Raw genomic sequence first — 18,828 nt, 5'->3', positions numbered from 1 at the left:
CTCACCGTGGCCGGACCAGCGCCGGAGAATCGGTCGGGCGCTCATGGACCGTGACACAGTGGGGGCATGGCCCGCGATACGACCTCGGTGACGCAGAAGGCGCTCACCGCCTGGCGCTGGCTGCACGCCGTCGCCGCGGCGGGGGTGCCGTGGATCTTCTACACCGAGGTCGTCCTCGGGCATCCGACCCTGACCCTCGCCGAGGAAGCCCGGCAAGCGGAGACCGACTCATACACGGGCGCCGCGATCAGCGCGGTCTTCCTCGTCTGCACCCTTCTGCTGCGTAGCTCGGGTCCGAGCCCCGCGGCGACATTTCCCTTCGCCGGGGTCTGGACACTCGGTATCGCGATGTGGCTGTGGCTGGCCGTGGACGCACGCGTGAGCGTCCCGTGCCAGGTGGATCGGTGCATGCCCGGCGTGGGCGTCTACATCTTCGGCTTCTTCGCCGCCATGGCCGTGAGCTTCGCCGTCGCGTTCTCGGCCCTGGTCGCTCTCCTCACGAACGGTCAGGGGATTCGCTTCGCCCCCGACCCGGACGATTCCCGCGACGAGAAGCAGGACGACAGCGCCCCTTCCGCTCCCTAAGCCGAGGAGGAACACAGTGACGGGTTTCCCCTCCGCCCCGGAGCCGAGGAGGAACACGGCGCCGGGGTTTCCCTCCACCCCCCGGAGCCGAGGAGGAACACGGCGCCGGGGTTTCCCTCCGCTCCCTGAGCCGAGGAGGAACGCAGTGACGAGTCGAGTCGAAGGGTCTTGCCGAGAACGCTCACCGGGCCCCTTCGACTCGCAGGCCCGCTGCGCTCGCATGCGGCTCAGGAAGCGGTGGAAAACGCTCTCGTGCCTTCACCCACTCCTCAGCGAGCGGTGGAGACGCCCACGTCTTCACCCAGCCGTTCGGAAGCGGAGGAACTCGAGCCGAGCGCCGGGCCCGGGTGGGAGGCTCTGCCGGTACTCCCCTCACCAGGGCCTCGTCCAGAACACGCCGACCTGGTGGACTGGTGGTCATGGAGATCACCGAGTTCATCGCAGCGATGGAGGCGGGCACCCCCGCGGTGCCGGGCACCGACCTCGCCGAGAAGATGCACGAGCTCGCCGACGAGGCGATCGCGTTGTGCATGGAACTGAACACGAGGTACACGACGCCGGAAGAGCGCATCGAGATCATGTCCCGGATCACCGGGCGCGAGGTGCCCGAGAGCTTCCGGATCTTTCCGCCGTTCACCACCGACTGCGGCAAGAACATCCGGATCGGGGAACGCGTCTTCGTCAACAGCGGGTGCCGGTTCCAGGATCAGGGCGGCATCACCCTGGGCGACGACGCCTTGATCGGCCACAACGTGGTGATCGCCAGCCTCAACCACTCCATCGCGCCGAGTGACCGGGCGACGACGGAGCCGAAACCGGTGGTGATCGGGTCGCGCGTGTGGATCGGCGCGAACTCCACCCTCGTCCCGGGCGTGACCGTCGGGGACGGCGCGATCGTCGCCGCCGGGTCCGTCGTCACCGAGGACGTGCCCCCGAACACGATCGTCGGCGGGGTGCCCGCGAAGCCGATCCGCGAGATCGACGTCTGACCCGGAAAGACCCGGTCCGGGGCACTCGGCGGTGTTCCCGACGGTCGCGTGTGCCAGGCTGACGGCATGGTCGACGGTTTCGCGCGGATCGCGCTCCCCCTGTGGCAGATCGCGCATGCGCTGACCGCCGTGTTCTCGCCGTGGCTCCTCTACGTCGGCTACTTCCTGACCTCACCGTCCAGCGGCAGGATCGACGACGACGCCCGCCATGCCGCGCTCACCGCATCGGTCGGGGCCGTCGTCTGCGTCGTCCTCCTCCTCAGTACGACGGTGCTGCGCACCCTCGGCCCGAGCGCCGCGGCGACCCTCCCGTTCGGTGTCGCGTGGGCGGTCGGCGCCCTGACCTGGACCCTGATCGCCCTCGATGCCGCCCGCGGCTGCTCCGGACGAGCAGACCTCTGCATGCCGGACATCGGCGTGTTCCTCTTCGGTTTCCTCGCCGCGGTGACCATCAGCATCTCGGCCGTCGCGGCGGTGCTGATCACCGGTTTTCCGGAGTTCTCGGCCGACGATGCCGAGGCGTCCGACATCTGACGGGTCGTTCGCATCGTGAGCGGTCGCCCGCCCGCCGTCGACACGCGCCGGACGCCGTCGCCTTCTCTCGATGGAAAACGAGCCGCCACCGCTGTGGTCCACCTCTCAGCCCGTCCCATTGACCTCAAGTGCACTTGAGGTCATAGCTTTGGCGGCACCACGATGGAAAGGAACGCCCCATGGCCGACTACACGCTCCCCGACCTGCCCTACGACTACAGCGCGCTCGAACCCCACATCTCGGGCAAGATCATGGAACTGCACCATTCCAAGCATCACGCCAACTACGTCGCCGGCCTGAACACCACGCTGGGCAAGCTCGACGAAGCCCGCGACACCGAGAACTTCGGGGCGATCGTCGGCCTGGAGAAGACGCTCGCCTTCAACCTCGGCGGCCACATCAATCACTCGATCTTCTGGAAGAACCTGTCGCCGGAGGGCGGCGACGCGCCGACCGGTGAGCTGGCGGCCGCGATCGACGAGGACTTCGGTTCGTTCGATCGTTTCCGCGCCCACTTCGAGCAGACCGCGCTGACCATCCAGGGCTCGGGGTGGGCGATCCTCGCCTGGGACGCCCTCGGCGGGAAGCTGCTGATGATCCAGCTCTACGACCAGCAGAGCAACATCCCCGCGTCATTGGTGCCGATCATCCAGCTCGACATGTGGGAACACGCCTTCTACCTCGACTACCTCAACGTCAAGGCCGACTACGTGAAGGCGTTCTGGAACATCGCGAACTGGACCGACGCCCAGGAGCGGTTCGCGGCCGCGGTCGGCGGGCGCGGCGTGCTGCTCTGACCGGCGAGACGATCCCCGCGAGGGACTCCCTCGCGGGGATCGGGGAACCTACCGTGGATCTCATGGACAACCGAGCCGAGGTACGGGAGTTCCTCACCACCCGCCGCGCCCACGTACGACCCGAGGACGTCGGACTTCCGTCCGGCACCCGCCGTCGCGTCGCGGGCCTGCGGCGCAGCGAGGTCGCCGCCTTGGCGGGCGTCTCCGTGGAGTACTACACCAGGCTCGAACGCGGTGGGATCAGCAGCGCATCGCCGGAGGTCCTGGACGCGCTCGCCAAGGCACTGCGTCTCGACGACGCGGAACGCGCCCACCTCTTCGATCTGGCGCACGCGGCGAGTCCGGTCGCACGGCCGCCGAAACGTCGCAGCCCGAAGAACTGGACGCCGCACCCCGGCCTGCAGTGGGTCCTCGACGCGGTCACCGGGGGTCCGGCGTTCGTGCGCAACGGCCGGATGGACGTCCTCGCCGCGAACATGCTCGCCCGCGCGTTCTACAAGGACGTCTTCGACATGCCGGGATCGTCGCCGAACATCGCCCGCTTCACGTTCCTGGACGAGCGGGCCTTCGACTTCTATCCGGACTGGGACCACTTCGCCGCGGTGACCGTCGCGATCCTGCACACCGAGGCCGGCCGCGACCCGCACGACAAGGAGCTGCACGACCTGATCGGCGAGCTGTCGACGCGCAGCGCCGAGTTCCGTCGGCTCTGGGCCGACCACGACGTCCGCCACCACGGCTCGGGGTTCAAGACCTTCCGGCACGACGTCGTCGGCGAGGTCACGCTCGCCTACGAGGGTTTGACGATGGAGGCGGAACCGGGCCTGTCGCTCACCGTCTACACCGCCGAACCCGGGTCGCCCAGCGCCGAACGGATCGATCTGCTCGCCAGTTGGGCCGCGACCGAGGAACGACGGTCGACGGCCGATCCGCACGACACACACGCCGACTCCTGACCGCATCCACGTCCTCGTCGACGGTCAGCCGACCACGCTGACGGTGACCTCCCGGCCGTCCAGCTTCCGCACGTCGTCGAGACCGCGGGGCGGGTAGGTGGATCTTCTCCTGGCGGTGGAAGTCCTCGAAGCGCACCGTCATCGGGAGCATCGAGACGAAGTCCCTCGTCGCCGAGGTCTCCTCCCCGAGAGTCACCTCCACGGTGATCGCACCCGCGCTGAAACGGACGATCGTGCCCGTCGGGACCGACGATGACGCCGAGAGCACTGCTCGCAATCCCATGCCGTCCTCCACTCCTCCGGTTCGACGACGACGCTGCCATCCCCGCACATGATCGGGGAGCCTCCGACGGTGGTGGTACCGGCAGGGTCTCCCTCGGAACGACGACGCGTGGTGCACTGAACGCCGGACACCTGCACGGAGACGAAGAGAATGGAGACGCCCATGCGCGGAGTGATCATGGTCGGCCCGGGTGAGGTCACCGTCGGCGACCGCGAGGATCCGACGATCGTCGACCCGACCGACGCCGTCATCCGGTTGGCCGCCACCTGCATCTGCGGGTCGGATCTGTGGCCCTATCGCGGCGTCGAACCGGTGGACCACACCGCGATGGGCCACGAGTACGTCGGCGTCGTCGAGGAGGTGGGCTCGGAGGTGAAGACCGTCGCGCCGGGCGACTTCGTCGTCGGCTCGTTCGTCATCTCGTGCGGTGAGTGCCCGATCTGCCGCGAGGGCTACCCGTCCAAATGCGTGAACTTCGAGTTCGTCTCCGCGACGATCGGCACGCAGGCCGAGAAAGCCCGGATCCCGTACGCCGACGGCACCCTGGTGAAGACCCCCGGCCGGCCCGACCCGGATCTGATCCCGTCGCTGCTCGCCGCCTCCGACGTCCTCGGCACCGGATGGTTCGCCGCCGACGCCGCCCGAGTCGGCCCGGGGAAGACCGTGGCCGTCGTCGGTGACGGCGCCGTGGGTCTGATGGGCGTCCTCGCCGCCGAGCGGATGGGCGCCGAACGGATCATCGTCATGTCACGCCATCCCGAACGCCAGAGACTCGCCCGCGAATACGGGGCCACCGACGTCGTCGAGGAGCGCGGCGACGAGGGCGTCGCGAAGATCATGGAACTCACCGGCGGCCTCGGCGCGCACAGCGTGATCGAGGCGGTCGGGACGCAGGAGTCCTTCCGGCAGGCGATCGGTGCGTGCCGACCCGGCGGACACATCGGTTTCGTCGGCGTCGCCCACGACGGCGTCACGCTGCCGATGGATCAGGTGTTCTTCGCCGAGGTCCACCTGTTCGGCGGCCCCGCGCCGGTCCGCAGGTACCTGCCCGACCTGATCGATCTGATCTGGAAGCGGGAGATCGACCCCGGAAAGGTCTTCGACCTCGCACTTCCGCTGGAGCGCGCCGCCGAGGGCTACGCCGCGATGGACGAGCGCCGGGCGACCAAGGTGATGCTGACGCTCTGAACGAGCGACTCACCCGAAAGCGGTGAATCCCGGCCGCATGGCCGGCGACGGATACATCGAAGGTGTCACGCCCGGCCGCCCCGACGGGCGGCATCCCCTCGACGGTCGGCGTCCTCCGCATCGGTCGGCGTCCCCCTCATCGGTCGGCGTCCCCCTCATCGGTCGGCGTCCCCCTCGTTGGTCGAGCGGAGTCGAGACCACCGTCTGAGCACCGAGGGGATCTCGACTCCGCTCGATCACCGAAGAACGCTCGATCACCGAAGAGGGCACCGATCACGAAGAACGCTCGATCACCGAGTAGGGCACCGATCACGAAGGAAGCACGATCAGCGGAGAACCCTCATCACCGAGGAGGGCTCGTCACCGGAGCGGCCGTTCCTCGGCCGACGTCAGGCGGTGTGGCTGAGCGCGTCGAGCGGATCGGCGTAGATCGCGTCGAGGGCGACGGCGCCGGCCGCCTTCTGCTGCACGGTGATCGCCGAACGCGCGACGCGGACGTCGCGGTTGTTGATCACCGAGGTCGCGCGCAGCGCCTTGGAGACCGCGGGCAGCGCCTCCGGGTAGTCGGTGAACGCCTGGCCGCCCAGGATCACGTGGTCCGGGTTGAAGATGTCCGACATCAGCGCCACGGTCCGGCCGAGCACCTCGGCGCGCTCGATGAGGATGTCGTGCGCCACGGCGTCACCGCTGCGCGCGGCGTGCCGCAGAGCTTCGAGCGAGTCGACGTCGAGTCCGGCGGCGGCCGCGGCTTCGAGCACGCCCGAATCGCCGATCGCGTCTTCCAGGCGGCCGGTCTTGCGCGGATCGAGCAGCGTGGTGCCGCCGGTCGGGAAGTGACCGATGGTCGGCGGGCCGGACGCCGGGGTGTGCACGGTGCCGTCGACGCTGAAGGCGATGCCCGCCATCTCACGGGCGTAGAAGTAGAGGAAGTTCTGGCTCGATTCGGCCGGGTTCACCACGAGTTCGGCGGCGGCCATGGCCTCCACGTGCGAGGCGACCGAGACCGGCAGCTCCAACGCCTGGGCGATCAGCTCGCCGACGCGGACGCCCTCCCAGCCGAGCCGGGGATGGTCGACGACGCCCTTGCCCGACACCTTGCCGCCCATCGCGACGCCGCCCCAGAGCAGGCGCTTGCCCACCCAGCGGTCGGCGAAACGACGCGCGCTGGCGCCGATCGCGGTGACGACCTCCTCCGGGGTCGCCGCCTGCGGGGTCGGGATGTTGATGGCGCCGACCACGCGGTGCTGCAGGTCGTGGGTGGTGATCGAGGTGGTGCGGTAACCGATGTGGATGCCGACGGTGAGGAAGTCTCCGGTGTTGATCTCGAACGGGACGCGCGGCCGGCCGACGGCGCCCGGCGGCGTCAGATCGGCGCGCTCACGGATCAGACCGGCTTTGAGCAGCGCGCTGACCTGGCGGTTCACGGTGGAGATGGAGAGTCCGGTGAGGGCGGCGGTGTCGTCGCGGAAGACCGGTCCGGAGACCCGGGCGGTGCGCAGCACGAGGGCGGCGGCCTTGGTCGAGAGCTGCAGGCTGGCGACGCCCGCGGGCGGGGCGGCGACGCGGTTCTGGCGGCCGGTGGCCGATGCTCCGGCGGCGCCGTTCACCGCGCGCCGCGCAGCACGGTTCGTTCCCGCGGCGGCAGGCTCCGGGACGGGGGTCGGACCCGTGACCGATGCCGCGGCGCGAGCGGACGCGGCTCGTCGTGCGGTGGCCGCGGCCCGGCGGGCCGCCGTGGACTGGAGAGTGGTCGTTCCCTGAGCATCGGACACCGCTCCTCGTGTGGTCGTTCGCCGAGCAGCCGTCGTTCCCTGCGAGTGCGTCGCTCCCTGAGCGGTCGTCGTGCCCGGCGTGCCCTGGGCGGTCGTCGTGCCCTGAGCCGGTCGAAGGGTGACACGTCGATCAAGAGTAGAGGTCATGGTGTTGTCGTCCTAAATGGAATGCCGAGCGCGGCGATCGAGACGCGATGCGACGCTGCGAGAAGAGATGCCCGGAAGGAGAACGCGGGCGCGGAGCTGGTTCAGCGCATTCGACGACAACACAGGACCCGAGCCAGCGGCAGGCGGCATCCCAGAGCGGTGGTCACATAGGTGACCTCCGGGATGGCGTACGGCTGGCGGGTCATGGGGGCAAAGCTAGCAAGAGTCCACGATCATCGCAATCGGCGCATGCGTCGGCGCCGTCTCGTCGTACCTTTTCGAGACGTGTCTCACAGTCCAGACGCTCTCAGCGAAAGGTCGCCAGGCCGACGGCGGTCGCGGAGAGGTGGGCGTGCTCGTTCACCGAGAGCACGGTGAGTCCCCGTCGTCCCACCAGCAGTCTGGTGATCGAGGCGTTGACCATGGCTCGGGCGAGGCCGGGCCACCGCTCCGCGGGGACTCCCCACGCCCGGGCGACGAGCGCGGTGATGGTGCCCGCCGACGAGACCGCGAGAACGGTCTCGCCCGGACCCGCCGCCGCCGTCGCGCGCTCGGCCGCGGCCGTCGTCCGAGCCGTGTACTCGGTGTAGCTCTCCGCCGAACCCGAGTCGCCGGCCACCCAGCGATCGAGCGCGGCGTCGAGGAGACGCTGGTAGTCGGCGGGTGAGGCGTACGAGTCGGGTGAGGAGCCGCCGGGCAGTTCCGGGACCGGGTACTCGTCCCAGCCGGGGTCGACGATCGGCGGACCGTCCGGCACCGTGCCCGCCGCCCCGGAGAACGCCTCGAGCACGGTCGCCAGGGTGGCCCGCTGACGCGGGAGGCCGCCACTGATCACCGTCGTGAATCCGGGAACCTGCCGGGCCAGCTCCAGGCCGGTGGCACGGGCCTGGGCGAAACCGAGTTCGGTCAGCCCGGGGGCGTCCGGTGCCGTCGGCCCGGACGTGTACGCGTGCGCCGGGGCCTGCCCGTGGCGGACCAGATAGAGGACCCCCACGGTTCAGCCGTTCAGCGCGGCGAGACCGTCGGCGATGAACACCGCGGTCGCCTCGGCGGCGCGCTCGGCCCCGGCCGCACCGGACGAGCCGCCCTGCAGAGCCCGGTGGGTGATGCCCTCCGAGATCACCCCGAGTTTGAGGTTGGCCAGGCCGAGGTAGAAGCCCCAGTCCCCCAGATCGACTCCGGCGACCTCGGCGTACCGCTGCGCCATCGTCTCGGCCGACGGATACCGATCGCTGGTCCAGGCCGCGTCGAATCCGAGCACCGTCGAGAGCACCGGCTGCCGGTAGACGCACATCAGCGCCGCATCGGCCAGTGGGTCCCCGAGCGCCGACAGCTCCCAGTCGACGACGGCGGCGATCCGCCCCGGATCGTCGGCGTCGACGATGGTGTTGTCCACCCGGTAGTCGCCGTGGACGATCGCCGAGCGGGCCTGCGCCGGGACCCGTTCGGCGAGCCGTTCGGCCAGCCGTTCGACGTCGGGCAGCTCCCGCGTCTTCACGTGCCCCCACTGTCTGGTCCACAACTTCACCTGGCGTGCCGCGAAACCCTCCGGCCGCCCGAAGTCGGCCAGTCCGACGGCCTCGTAGTCGACCGCGTGCAGGTCGGCGAGCGTCCTGATCAGCGCTTCGAAGTTCGCGGTGACGTCGTCGTCGGACCAGTCGGCCATGTCCGCCGCAGCCCGGACCACCCGGCCCTCGACGAAGTCGACCACGGTGCAGGGCGCGCCGACGAACTCCCCGGAGCGGTCGACGGCGACCGGCCGCGCGACCGGGACCGCGGTGTCGACGAGCGCCGAGGTGACGGCCCACTCGCGTTCCATGTCGTGCGCGGACGGGGTGAGTCCGGCCAGCGGAGGACGACGCGCGACCCAGCGCCGCCGGTCGTCGTGCACGGTGAACGTCAGGTTCGACCGGCCGCCGCTGATCAGGTCGATGTGCAGGTCGCCGACCACGTCGACCCCGTTCGCGGCGAGCAGGCGCCGGAGGTCGTCGGCCGCGAGTCCGGGATGATCAGACATGACGGACGCCCGCCTCGAGCTGCTTGCGGGCCTTGCCGACGGCGCGCTTGGCCAGCGCCCAGCGGTGCACCTCGGAGGGGCCGTCGTAGATCCGGAAGGCGCGGACCTCGTTCGCGAGCCGGGCCAGCGGCAGATCGTCGGAGACGCCCAGACCACCGCACATCTGGATGGAGCGGTCCAGGATCCGGGAGTAGGCCTCGGCGCCGAAGGTCTTGGCGATCGACGTGGAGTTCGACGCGTGCTCGCCCCGATCGAGTTCGTAGCAGGCGGCGGCCAGCAGGGCGCGGGTCGCGGCGAGATCGATCTCGGTGTCGGCGACCATCTGCTGGATCATGCCGAGGTCGCCGAGCCGGCCGCCGAACCCCTCGCGGGTGGCGACGTAGTCCAGGGCGATGTCGCGGGCGCGTTCGGCGACGCCCATCCAGCGCATCACGTGGGTCATGCGGGCCGGGCCGAGCCGGACCTGGGCGTAGCGGTAGCCCTCGTCCACCTCGCCGAGCACGTCCTCGTCGGGCACGAAGACGTCGGTGAACGTCACCTCGCAGTGCCCGCCGATCATGCCGCGGTCGTAGGTGTGGACGTACCGGTCGACGCTGATCCCCTCGGCGTCGCCCGGTGCGAGGAACATGGTCGCGCCGCCGCGGTCACCCGGCTCTCCCCGGGTCCGGGCCATGATGATCCACATCCCGGCCCCGTCGGCGCCGGTGATGAAGCGCTTCACGCCGTTGATCCGCCATCCGCCCGGCGCCCGGACCGCGCTGGTGCGCAGGGCGTTCGGATCGGAGCCGGCGCCGGGGGCGGGCTCGGTCATGGCGAACGCGCTGCGGATGTCGCCCTTGCAGAGCGGCTCCAGGTAGCGGTCCTTCTGGGTGGGACTGGCGATGTGCGCCAGCATGTGGACGTTGCCCTCGTCCGGGGCGCCCAGGTTGAGGGCCGCCGGGCCGAAGGTGGAGTAGCCGGCGGCGGTGAAGATCGGCGACCGGTCGGACATGTTCAGACCGAGGCCGCCGAATTCGACGGGCGCGTGCGGGGCGTAGATGCCGAGCTCCTTGGCCTGCGCGTTGAGATCGCGGCGGAGGTCGTCGCCGCCCGCCGCCACGATGTCGCCGGAGTGCCGGTTCTCCAGCGGCAGCACCACGTCGCGGATGAAGGTGCGGGTCCGCTCGAGAAGATCGAGGACCTCGGGGCTGTACGACAGATCTACCGGCATTGCTCTCCCTGACTCCCTACCGAACGATCGCTCGGCATGAATTCAGCGTCGCACACCACCGTGGAGGCGTCAAGGATCCCGGCGAAGACGACGAACCCGGGAGCGACACGGAAGGATCAGACCGACGCCGGCCCGCCGACCAGCATCCGAGCCAGATGCAGATTGCGGACGACCAACTCGTCCGGGCCGTACCGACCGTCCGGCCGATACCAGGTGGAGACGCCCACGCACATCGTCGCGATCGCGCGCGCGGCGTCGCCGGGATAGGCCGTCGTGAAGATGCCCGCCGCCACGCCGTCGGCCACCGCGTCGTCGATCATCCGCTGCTGACGATCACGATGACCGATGTACACCGTCCGGTACTCGGGATCCATGCTGCGGATCTCGGTGGATCCGACGAAGGCCCGCTCCCGTCGGCACATGTGGAATCGGAGCAGCGACTCCACCAGCGCGTCGAAGCGGGCCAGCGGGTCGTCACCGCCTTCGGCGAGCGCCGCCTCGCTGCGTTCGAGGAGCTCGGCCATCGTGAGTTCGCACAGCCCCTGCAGCAACGACTGCTTCGACGGATAGTGGTGGTACAGGCCGGGCACCGAGAGCCCCGCACGCCCGGCGATGTCGCGCACCGTGGTGCCGTGGTAGCCGTGTTCGGTGAATGCGTCGAGCGCCGCCGAGAGCGGTGCCGGCAGGTCCGGCGGCCCGTATACGCGCCAGTCGTCCATGTGTCGTCTTCCCTATCGCTCGCTCGTCGGCCAGCCCGAAAGCAGCAATCGAGTGCACACGTCGCCCACCTGATCCCGATCCAGGTCGATCGCCCCCGCGATCCACGCGGCCAGCACCCGCCCCATCCCGCCGACCCGGAAGTACGCGGCCGCCGTCGTCTCCGGGCCCGGCCGGGCCCCCGACATCTGCACGGCCGACTCCGACGTCAGCCGGACGAAGAGCCGCACCGACTCGTCGCGTTTGGCGATCACCACCGGGCTGCGCAACATGTCGTTGAAGATCAGTCGGCCCTTGCGTCGATCGGAGTCGATCACGCCGACGATCGCGCCCACCGCACCCGCGATGTTGCTCCGCCTGTCGACTCCGGAGGACAGTCCGGCGAGCGCTTTCTCGGTGATCTCGGCGATCACGCTGTCGTAGGTCTCGCCGACCAGACCGGCCACTCCCTCGAAGCTCTCGTAGAAGTAGCGCGGCGTGAGCCCGGCCCGGGCGCAGATCCCGCGCACCGTCACACCGCCGGCCTCCGGCTCGGCGAGCAGGTCGAGCGCGGCATCGATCAGCGCGGCACGACGACGCGCGATCCGCACATCACCGGACTCGCCCCCGTACGACCGCAACGCCGTCTCCTCCGATCGGCCTCCTGACTTCACCCTGCCATCTTGACACCTGAACGTCGCATACCACCCCTTGACACCCCCGGGACGACCGGCGTTCAATCGAACCCGAAACAGATAACATTCGTTATCAGATGAACGGAGTCCGGGATGACCGCGGAGACAGTCTCGCCCGACGACGCCCGCCGATTCGCCCGCGAGGCCGAACGCATGCCCCGTTCGCGCCGGGACGAGCTCGACCGCGCGCCCACGCTGGACACCGATCCGCTCGGCCTCGCCCTGCTGGCCGGACCGGCGAACGTGATCATGCAGCTCGCCCTGCCCGCCGTCGGCTACGGCGTCTACGAGAGCAGGGTGAACTCCGGAAACCTGTTCCGCCACCCGGTCAAACGCACCCGCACCACGCTCACCTATCTGGCCGTGGCCGCGATGGGCACCCCGGAACTGCGCAAGGCGTACCGCAGGGCCGTCAACAAGGCGCACGCGCACGTGCGGTCCACCGAGTCGAGCCCGGTGACCTACGACGCCTTCGACACCCGCCTCCAGCTCTGGGTCGCCGCCTGCCTGTACCGCGGGTGGGAGGACGTCCAACGCATTTACGGCGACCCGGCCGCCGTCACCGAGGAGATCTACCGGCAGGGATCGGTGATGGGGACGACGCTGGACATGCCCCGCGAGATGTGGCCGGCCACCCGCGCCGACTTCGAGGAGTACTGGCAGGCCACCGTCGCCGAACTCGAGATCGACGACACGATCCGCGACCACCTGCTCAGGATCATGCGCCTGGAGTTCTCCGCGAAACCGGTGCAGCTGCTCGGCGGCTGGTTCTCCGAGACCATGACGCTGGGCTTCCTCCCCGAGGAGTTCCGGCAGAAGATGCGCGTCGAGCAGTCCCCGACGCAGCGGCGGTTCTTCGACGCGCACAACGCGGTCGCGCGCACCGCCCTGAAGTTCCTGCCGAAACCGGTCAAGGCGTTCCCGTTCAACCTCATGCTGGCCGACCTGGAACGACGACGACGCACCGGCCGCCCCCTGGTCTGACCGGGCGAGGTCGCCCATTCCCGGGAGGCCCCTTCGACGCGCGGCCTCGTTCCCCGGTCGCGGCTCAGGGAGCGGGAGTCGGGTCGTTCCGCCTGCGTGCGGAGCCGCGACGAGAGCGCACCGATCGCAGTCGGTGTCGTCAGGACGATCCCGGGTCAGGGTGCCGGGCACCGTCGCCTCGATCGAGCATCCTCGGCCGAGGATGCTCGATCGACGTCAGGGTGCCCGGCACCCTGGCCTCGCTTCTCGACCACCGGAAGACCACACCGCGACTGCGTGAACCGAGGGATCTCGACTTCGCTCGATCATCGAGGTGGAGAGTCGATCCCCGGGGGTGGAGAGTCGATCACCGAGGTAGACGCCGGGCATCGGGAATCGCTGTCCAGGAGACCTACGTGAGATCCTTCAGCGCCGACCGGTCCAGTTCCGCGACCGAGGTGTGGCCGGTCAAGCCGACCGTGAGGTCCAGTTCGGCGAGGATGTTCGCGACCGCATCGCGGGCGCCGGCGGCGCCGTTCAACGCGAGCCCGTACATGTGCGGGCGGCCGATGCAGACGGCGTCGGCGCCCAGCGCGAGCGCCTTGAAGACGTCGGAACCGGTGTAGAAACCCGAGTCCACCAGGACCTTCACCGTCCGCTCGCCGCGTTCGCCGACCGCCTCGACGACGTCGACCAGCGCATCCGTCGACGAGATCGAGCCGTCGACCTGCCGCCCGCCGTGGTTGGACACGACGATGCCGTCGACGCCGCGGTCGACGGCCTGCCGGGCGTCGTCGGGGTGGAGGATCCCCTTCAACACGATCGGCAACGACGTCTTCTCGCGCAGGGACGTGACGTCGTCCCAGCTCAGTGACGGCCGCGAGTAGATGTCCAGGAAGGTCTGCACCGCCGCCCGGGGTTCGGGGGCGGTGAGGTTCCCGATCAGCGCGCCGGGGGTGTTGCGGGCGATGGAGAACAGCGTCTTGATCGCGCCGAGGGACACCCGGTCGCTCCCCGAGCCCGTCGAAGGGCCGCCGGCGGCCCCGGCGAGGCGTTCGGCGACGATCTCCCAGAACGTCGGATCCGAGGTGTACTGGTCGATGCCCTCACCGCGCGCGAACGGCAGCGAACCCAGGTTCAGGTCCTGCGGCCGCCACCCGAGCATGGTGGTGTCCAGGGTGAGGACCAGCGCCCCGGCGCCCGTCTTCTCCGCACGCGAGATCAACGAGTCGACCAGGCGGTCGTCGGTGGACCAGTACAGCTGGAACCACCGCGGGGCACCGGGGGCGACCCGCTCCATGGCGGCGGCGACGTCTTCCATCGGCGCACACCCCTGGTTGGAGAAGATGTACGGCAGCCCGAGCTGCGCGGCGGCCTCCCCGATGTGGACGTCCGCGTCCGGATGGGCCAGCGCACCGGCCCCGACCGGGGAGAACAGCAGCGGCGCGGGCAGCTTCTGCCCGAACAGGTCGATGCTCAGGTCGCGTTCGCTGACGTCGCGCAGCACCCGCGGCACGATCGCCCACCGGTCCAGCGCCGCCCGGTTGGCCGCCATCGTGCGGCCCTCACCGGCGCCGCCGGCGATGTAGGCCCACCCGCGGCGCGACATCGCCGCCTTCGCCCGACGTTCCAGTTCCGCGAAATCCGTCGGGACCGTGGGCTTCCGCCCGTGGATCCCCGCGGTGTAGACGTCGTTCTGTCGGGCCCGCCCGAAGTTCACCGAGACCATGTCGTTCAGTCCTCTCCGGAGCCGGAGGCAGCCGCGCGGGCCGGGTCCTCACCGGGCGCGGCGCAGTTCTCCCGTTGGAGGTAGAAGTAGAAGTGTCGGTCGCGGACCAGCCGCGACTTGCCGTTCATGATCCCCATCAAAGTGTTCTCGTCGACGCGTTTGAAGTGGTCGATCACCGGCTGGCCGTCGTACACCATCGACGCCGTCACCTCGCCGCGGAACTCCACCGGCCACAGGCTCGCCTCGCCCTTGCCGATCTCGGTGTTCGAGTAGAGCTCGCCGTCGTCGTTCCGGCAGACCATCGGCGCGACGTCGTACCTCGAGTCGAACCGCTTGCCGTGCCAGCGGACCAGCGCCAGTCGCCCGTCCAGCGGGTGCCCCGACGGCAGTTCGCCGCCGCGCCACCGGCCGAGGACCTCGTCGACGCCCACCGTCGACAGCCCCGCCCAGATGTCGTCGAGGTCGGCGGGCTCGCTGATCCGCTGCGAGGCGACGCGCTCGAAGAACGACGCGATCGCCCGATCGGCGGTGAGCGTCATCGCCTCGCCTCACTGTGCTCGTCGGATTCTTCACGCGATTCCTCGACGACGACGTCACCGTCGACGTCGACCACCTCGACCATCGGCTCTGTCCGGGAGAACACCATCGCCTCGGTGACGTCGTATCGGCGGGCGTCGACGGCGTCGAGCAGCGCGTTGTGCCGCACCTGCCACGGCGCCCGGTCACCGGCCTTCGGCAGCCGGTCGCCGGAGCGCTCGACGTACCCCGAGCTGAGGTCGAAGAACTTGTGCTCGGCGGGTTCGGCGCCGCCGAGCGTCGGGTGGGCCCGCGTGTAACCGTGCGCCCGCATGTGGGCCAGCAACTCGGCGACGGCCTTCGCGGTCAGGTCCACGCGCAACGTCCACGACGCGTTGGTGTACCCGACCGCCCAGGCCAGGTTGGGGACGTCGTTCAGCATGTACGCGCGGTAACCGTACTTCCGGCCGGGGTCCACCGCCTCGCCGTCGACCGAGATCTCGATCCCGCCGAAGGCGATCAGGTCCAGACCGGTGGCGGTGACGACGATGTCGGCTTCCACCTCCCGCCCGGACGACACCCGGATCCCGTCGGGGGTGAACGTGTCGACGGTGTCGGTGACGACCTCGGCGCCGTCGCCGATCGCGGTGTAGAAGTCGCCCTCGGGGATCACGCACAGACGCTGGTCCCACGGCTCGTAGGCGGGCGTGAAGTGCTTGGCGACGTCGTATCCGGTCGGCAGGTAGTGCTCGGCCATCCGCCGCATCATCGACCGCGACGCCTTGGGGAAGCGCCGGCAGAACAGGTACAGGCCGAGGGTGAGCCCCATGTTCCGGTAGCGGGTGACGTCGTGCGCCAGTTGCCGCGGCAGGAAACGCTGCACCGCCTTGGTCATCGGGTCGCTCCACGGATACGGGAACAGGTAGGTGGGCGAACGCTGCAGCATCACCAGGTGCCCGGCCTTCTGCGCCATCTCCGGGACCAGGGTCACCGCCGTCGCCCCGCTGCCGATCACGACGACGTTCTTGCCCGTGTAGTCGAGGTCTTCCGGCCAGAACTGCGGGTGCACGATCCGCCCGGTGAACTGCTCCTCCCCCGGGAACTCGGGACGGTATCCGGCGTCGTACCGGTAGTAGCCGGTGCACAGGTACAGGAATCGCGCGGTGACGACGCGGTCGGCGCCGTCGACGCTCATCCGCACCGTCCACTTGTCGACGGCGGTGTCGAAGTCGGCGGCGAGCACCTGCGTGGAGAAACTGATGTGCGGGTGGATCCCGAAGTCGCGCGCCGAGGACTCGATGTAGTTGCGGATCTCCTCGCCCCGGGCCATCGTGCGGTCGCCCCGCCACGGGTTCCACGGGTAGCTGAGGGTGAAGATGTCGGAGTCGCTGCGGACACCGGGGTACCGGAACAGATCCCAGGTTCCGCCGATCCGCTCGCGGCCCTCCGCGATCAGGTACGTGAGCTCGGGATTCCGTTCGCGGAGCCGATACGCCGCGTCGATACCTGAGAGACCGGCCCCCACGATCAGGACGTCGTAGAAGTCAGCGTCGTTGAGCGCCATGGGTCGTCGATCCTCGTTTCCGTTCCCCGCCGCAGCGCACGGACCGGCACCGCGGTAGGCGATCGCCTCGGCTCGGTGGCACCGTCCCCGATCGACCGCTTGACGTCATTGTGCCAAAGAGCACACCGACGGATCAGGAGCCGCCTGCCCGCGCGCGGCGAAACCCCGCGGATCACGCGGAGGGTCGGCCGTGGCGAAATATCGGCTCATGAGGGAGACATGCCCTCGTGGGCCGATGTCTCGCCACGGCCGACGTCAACGCGCGGTGGACCGGGCGGGCGGCACCGAGGCGCGGGCGCGCGGGACCGTGGTCGAGGCCCGCACGGCGGTGTCCTCCCCGGCCGGTTCGGGGGCGGCGCCGGAAGCCGGGGGCCGTCCTCGCTGCGTGGTGGGCGGGTGCCCCTGATGACATGCTGGTCCGCACGTGGGAGACCACCGGGTACGAGTCCCCCACCTCGTTGACGATCCACCCGGCGGGCGTCCGCTCGAGGTCGAACCAGACCGCCGCCGCCGAGGGATGCGCGACGTCGCCGACCATCGTCTCGACGGTCACCGCCGAACGCACGGTGGCTCCGCCCGCGGTGCACTCCTCCACGGTGCTGTCCAGGTTGGTGACCCTGGTGCGGCTCTCGCCCATCATCCGGTGCGCCTCGGACACCCTCTCGTACAGCTGCGGGGAGGTCCGTTCACGCAACCGTGCGGCCGTCTCGGCGGCGTTCGACGACGAGCGCTCCACGATCAGCCGGATCACCTCGTCGCTGATCTCCGTGGTCGATGCGCAACCGTCGTCGCCCGACCCGCCGCCGAGAACCAGATGCCCCAGCGCCCCGAGTCCACCGACCAGCACCACGACCACACCGGCGATCACCGCGAGAACGCGTTTCGACCGGCCGGAGCCGCCGGAGCCGCCGGAGTCGCGCCGCGTGTCCATCTCCTCCGACGCCGTGAGCGGACGACCCTCCGCAGCACCGGCCGGATCGACGCCGTCGCCCACCTCGACGCGCCCGTCCACCTGGACCGGGGAAGACGTCGACGAGGCCGCCGCATGCGCGGGCCCGGCCTGCACCGACGACTCCGAGGTCTCGGCCCCCTTCCGGACCAGCGAGATCCGACCCGGCGACGACGATCTCGCCGACGTCCGACTCGTCGCCCCCGACTCCGCGGCGACCGACCGTGACGCGGTGTCGCGCGACCGCGCGACCGCGGCGGTGGGCCCGCACGCCAGCGCCCGGCCGAGCACGGCGACCAGTTCCCGAGCCGTCGCCGGGCGCTGCGCGGGCTTCTTCGCCATCGCCCGGATCAGCAGCGCGTCCACGTCCGGCGGCAGCGTCGGATTCACCGACGACGCGGCCGGCGGCGGCGTGTGCAGGTGCGCACCGATCTTCACCGCAGTGGTCTCACCGGGGAACGGCACGGTGCCGGTGAGCATTCGGAAGAGCAGGCAGCCCAGCGCGTAGCGGTCGGTCGCCGAGGTCACCTCCAGACCGCACAACTGCTCCGGCGAGACGTATTCGGCGGTCCCGAGCGCGACGTCGGCACCGGTCAGATCGCTCGGGGAGTGCGCGGAGCGCGCGATCCCGAAATCGGCCAGATACACTCCGCCGGTCCCCTGCTCGAGCAGCACGTTGCCCGGTTTGATGTCCCGGTGGATCACCCCGCGGGCATGCGCGTAGTCGAGTCCGGCGGCGAGACCGCGGGCGATCCGCAGGACCTCTTCGGGAGCCATCGGGCCCCGGGTCTTGTGCAGCAGATCGGCCAGATCCATGCCTTCGATGTACGACATCGAGAGCCACGGCAGGACGACGCCGTCACCCGCATCGTCCTCGCCGACGTCGAGGACGTCGATGATGTTCGGGTGTTTGAGGGCGGCGACGGTGGCCGCCTCCCTGTCGAACCTGGCCCGATAGGCGGGCGTGGCCGCGGCCTCCGCGGAGATCACCTTCAACGCCACGCGCCGAGGGATTCTCGGGTGGTGAGCGAGGTACACCACGCCCATGCCGCCCGTTCCGAGCACACGTTCGATGGCGTAGCCACCGATCTCATCGCCGGTTTTCAGCAACCGTCCGTCTTCCTGATCGACCCCGATGAACCTCATCGGAGAACTGTCGACAGCCCGGACCGCGTCGTGAACAGCATTTATTCTAGGAGATCGACCGGACCTCGACACCTCGAGGTCGAGTGATCGGC

General features: G+C 69.9%; 17 protein-coding genes and 1 pseudogene. 7 read left to right on the top strand and 11 right to left on the bottom strand.

Annotation, left to right across the window (positions count from 1 at the left end):
* Window positions 1-66 precede the first annotated feature (66 nt).
* The 5 genes from QM809_RS05310 to QM809_RS05290 all read left to right on the top strand — a co-directional run bounded on the left by QM809_RS05310 (window position 67) and on the right by QM809_RS05290 (window position 3,861).
* Window positions 67-585, top strand: coding sequence for a hypothetical protein (locus tag QM809_RS05310; RefSeq protein WP_415044772.1), 519 nt, complete (start codon window positions 67-69; stop codon window positions 583-585).
* 419 nt (window positions 586-1,004) lie between these two features.
* Entirely contained in the window at window positions 1,005-1,574 is a 570-nt protein-coding gene (locus QM809_RS05305) for a DapH/DapD/GlmU-related protein (protein ID WP_415044771.1), read from the top strand.
* A gap of 66 nt (window positions 1,575-1,640) precedes the next feature.
* Window positions 1,641-2,108 carry a hypothetical protein gene (locus QM809_RS05300; RefSeq protein ID WP_415044770.1) on the top strand — a complete coding sequence of 156 codons (468 nt, stop codon included), beginning with the start codon at window positions 1,641-1,643 and terminating at the stop codon, window positions 2,106-2,108.
* A gap of 179 nt (window positions 2,109-2,287) precedes the next feature.
* Window positions 2,288-2,905 (top strand): superoxide dismutase, encoded by a 618-nt coding sequence (locus tag QM809_RS05295; protein WP_415044769.1) that lies wholly within the window; start codon window positions 2,288-2,290, stop codon window positions 2,903-2,905.
* Window positions 2,906-2,967: 62 nt separating this feature from the next.
* Complete coding sequence (locus tag QM809_RS05290; protein ID WP_415044768.1) at window positions 2,968-3,861, top strand: helix-turn-helix transcriptional regulator; 894 nt, start codon at window positions 2,968-2,970, stop codon at window positions 3,859-3,861.
* A 103-nt stretch (window positions 3,862-3,964) separates the two neighbouring features.
* On the opposite strand, the pseudogene QM809_RS05285 reads toward QM809_RS05290, so the two are convergent.
* A pseudogene (locus QM809_RS05285) lies at window positions 3,965-4,144 on the bottom strand (cyclophilin-like fold protein); the annotation flags it as partial.
* A gap of 162 nt (window positions 4,145-4,306) precedes the next feature.
* Between QM809_RS05285 and QM809_RS05280 the strand changes: the two are divergent.
* Window positions 4,307-5,332, top strand: coding sequence for a zinc-dependent alcohol dehydrogenase family protein (locus tag QM809_RS05280; RefSeq protein WP_415044767.1), 1,026 nt, complete (start codon window positions 4,307-4,309; stop codon window positions 5,330-5,332).
* A 389-nt stretch (window positions 5,333-5,721) separates the two neighbouring features.
* Here the strand turns inward: QM809_RS05280 and QM809_RS05275 are convergent, their stop codons facing one another.
* The 6 genes from QM809_RS05275 to QM809_RS05250 form a co-directional block, all read right to left on the bottom strand.
* A complete protein-coding gene (locus tag QM809_RS05275) occupies window positions 5,722-6,864 on the bottom strand; it encodes an ROK family protein (protein WP_415047013.1) in 1,143 nt (380 codons plus the stop codon).
* A gap of 694 nt (window positions 6,865-7,558) precedes the next feature.
* Complete coding sequence (locus tag QM809_RS05270) at window positions 7,559-8,245, bottom strand: histidine phosphatase family protein (RefSeq protein WP_415044766.1); 687 nt, start codon at window positions 8,243-8,245, stop codon at window positions 7,559-7,561.
* A gap of 3 nt (window positions 8,246-8,248) precedes the next feature.
* Window positions 8,249-9,268, bottom strand: a complete 1,020-nt coding sequence (locus tag QM809_RS05265; RefSeq protein WP_415044765.1) for a phosphotransferase — start codon at window positions 9,266-9,268, stop codon at window positions 8,249-8,251.
* Complete coding sequence (locus tag QM809_RS05260; RefSeq protein WP_415044764.1) at window positions 9,261-10,478, bottom strand: acyl-CoA dehydrogenase family protein; 1,218 nt, start codon at window positions 10,476-10,478, stop codon at window positions 9,261-9,263. The genes QM809_RS05265 and QM809_RS05260 overlap by 8 nt, the downstream gene beginning before the upstream one ends.
* Window positions 10,479-10,594: 116 nt before the next feature.
* Window positions 10,595-11,197 (bottom strand): TetR/AcrR family transcriptional regulator, encoded by a 603-nt coding sequence (locus QM809_RS05255; RefSeq protein ID WP_415044763.1) that lies wholly within the window; start codon window positions 11,195-11,197, stop codon window positions 10,595-10,597.
* A gap of 12 nt (window positions 11,198-11,209) precedes the next feature.
* The gene (locus tag QM809_RS05250) at window positions 11,210-11,815 is read right to left on the bottom strand and encodes a TetR/AcrR family transcriptional regulator (protein ID WP_415044762.1); all 606 of its coding nucleotides are present in this window, start codon (window positions 11,813-11,815) and stop codon (window positions 11,210-11,212) included.
* Window positions 11,816-11,962: 147 nt separating this feature from the next.
* On the opposite strand from QM809_RS05250, the gene QM809_RS05245 reads away from it, so the two are divergent.
* Entirely contained in the window at window positions 11,963-12,853 is an 891-nt protein-coding gene (locus QM809_RS05245; protein ID WP_415044761.1) for an oxygenase MpaB family protein, read from the top strand.
* A gap of 391 nt (window positions 12,854-13,244) precedes the next feature.
* On the opposite strand, the gene QM809_RS05240 is transcribed toward QM809_RS05245, so the two are convergent.
* The 4 genes from QM809_RS05240 to QM809_RS05225 form a co-directional block, all read right to left on the bottom strand.
* Window positions 13,245-14,561 (bottom strand): alpha-hydroxy-acid oxidizing protein, encoded by a 1,317-nt coding sequence (locus QM809_RS05240; protein ID WP_415044760.1) that lies wholly within the window; start codon window positions 14,559-14,561, stop codon window positions 13,245-13,247.
* Window positions 14,562-14,566: 5 nt separating this feature from the next.
* Window positions 14,567-15,100: a DUF4334 domain-containing protein gene (locus QM809_RS05235; RefSeq protein ID WP_415044759.1), complete on the bottom strand. Its 534-nt coding sequence runs from the start codon at window positions 15,098-15,100 to the stop codon at window positions 14,567-14,569.
* The gene (locus QM809_RS05230; protein WP_415044758.1) at window positions 15,097-16,641 is read right to left on the bottom strand and encodes a flavin-containing monooxygenase; all 1,545 of its coding nucleotides are present in this window, start codon (window positions 16,639-16,641) and stop codon (window positions 15,097-15,099) included. Before QM809_RS05230 ends, QM809_RS05235 begins: the two co-directional genes overlap by 4 nt.
* Before the next feature lie 172 nt (window positions 16,642-16,813).
* Window positions 16,814-18,736 carry a serine/threonine-protein kinase gene (locus tag QM809_RS05225; RefSeq protein WP_415044757.1) on the bottom strand — a complete coding sequence of 641 codons (1,923 nt, stop codon included), beginning with the start codon at window positions 18,734-18,736 and terminating at the stop codon, window positions 16,814-16,816.
* Between the last annotated feature and the right edge of the window lie 92 nt (window positions 18,737-18,828).

Source organism: Gordonia sp. (in: high G+C Gram-positive bacteria), from assembly GCF_047600385.1.
In the GTDB taxonomy this organism is placed as follows: Bacteria; Actinomycetota; Actinomycetes; order Mycobacteriales; family Mycobacteriaceae; genus Gordonia.
This window is presented reverse-complemented; position numbering and strand designations above follow the sequence as displayed.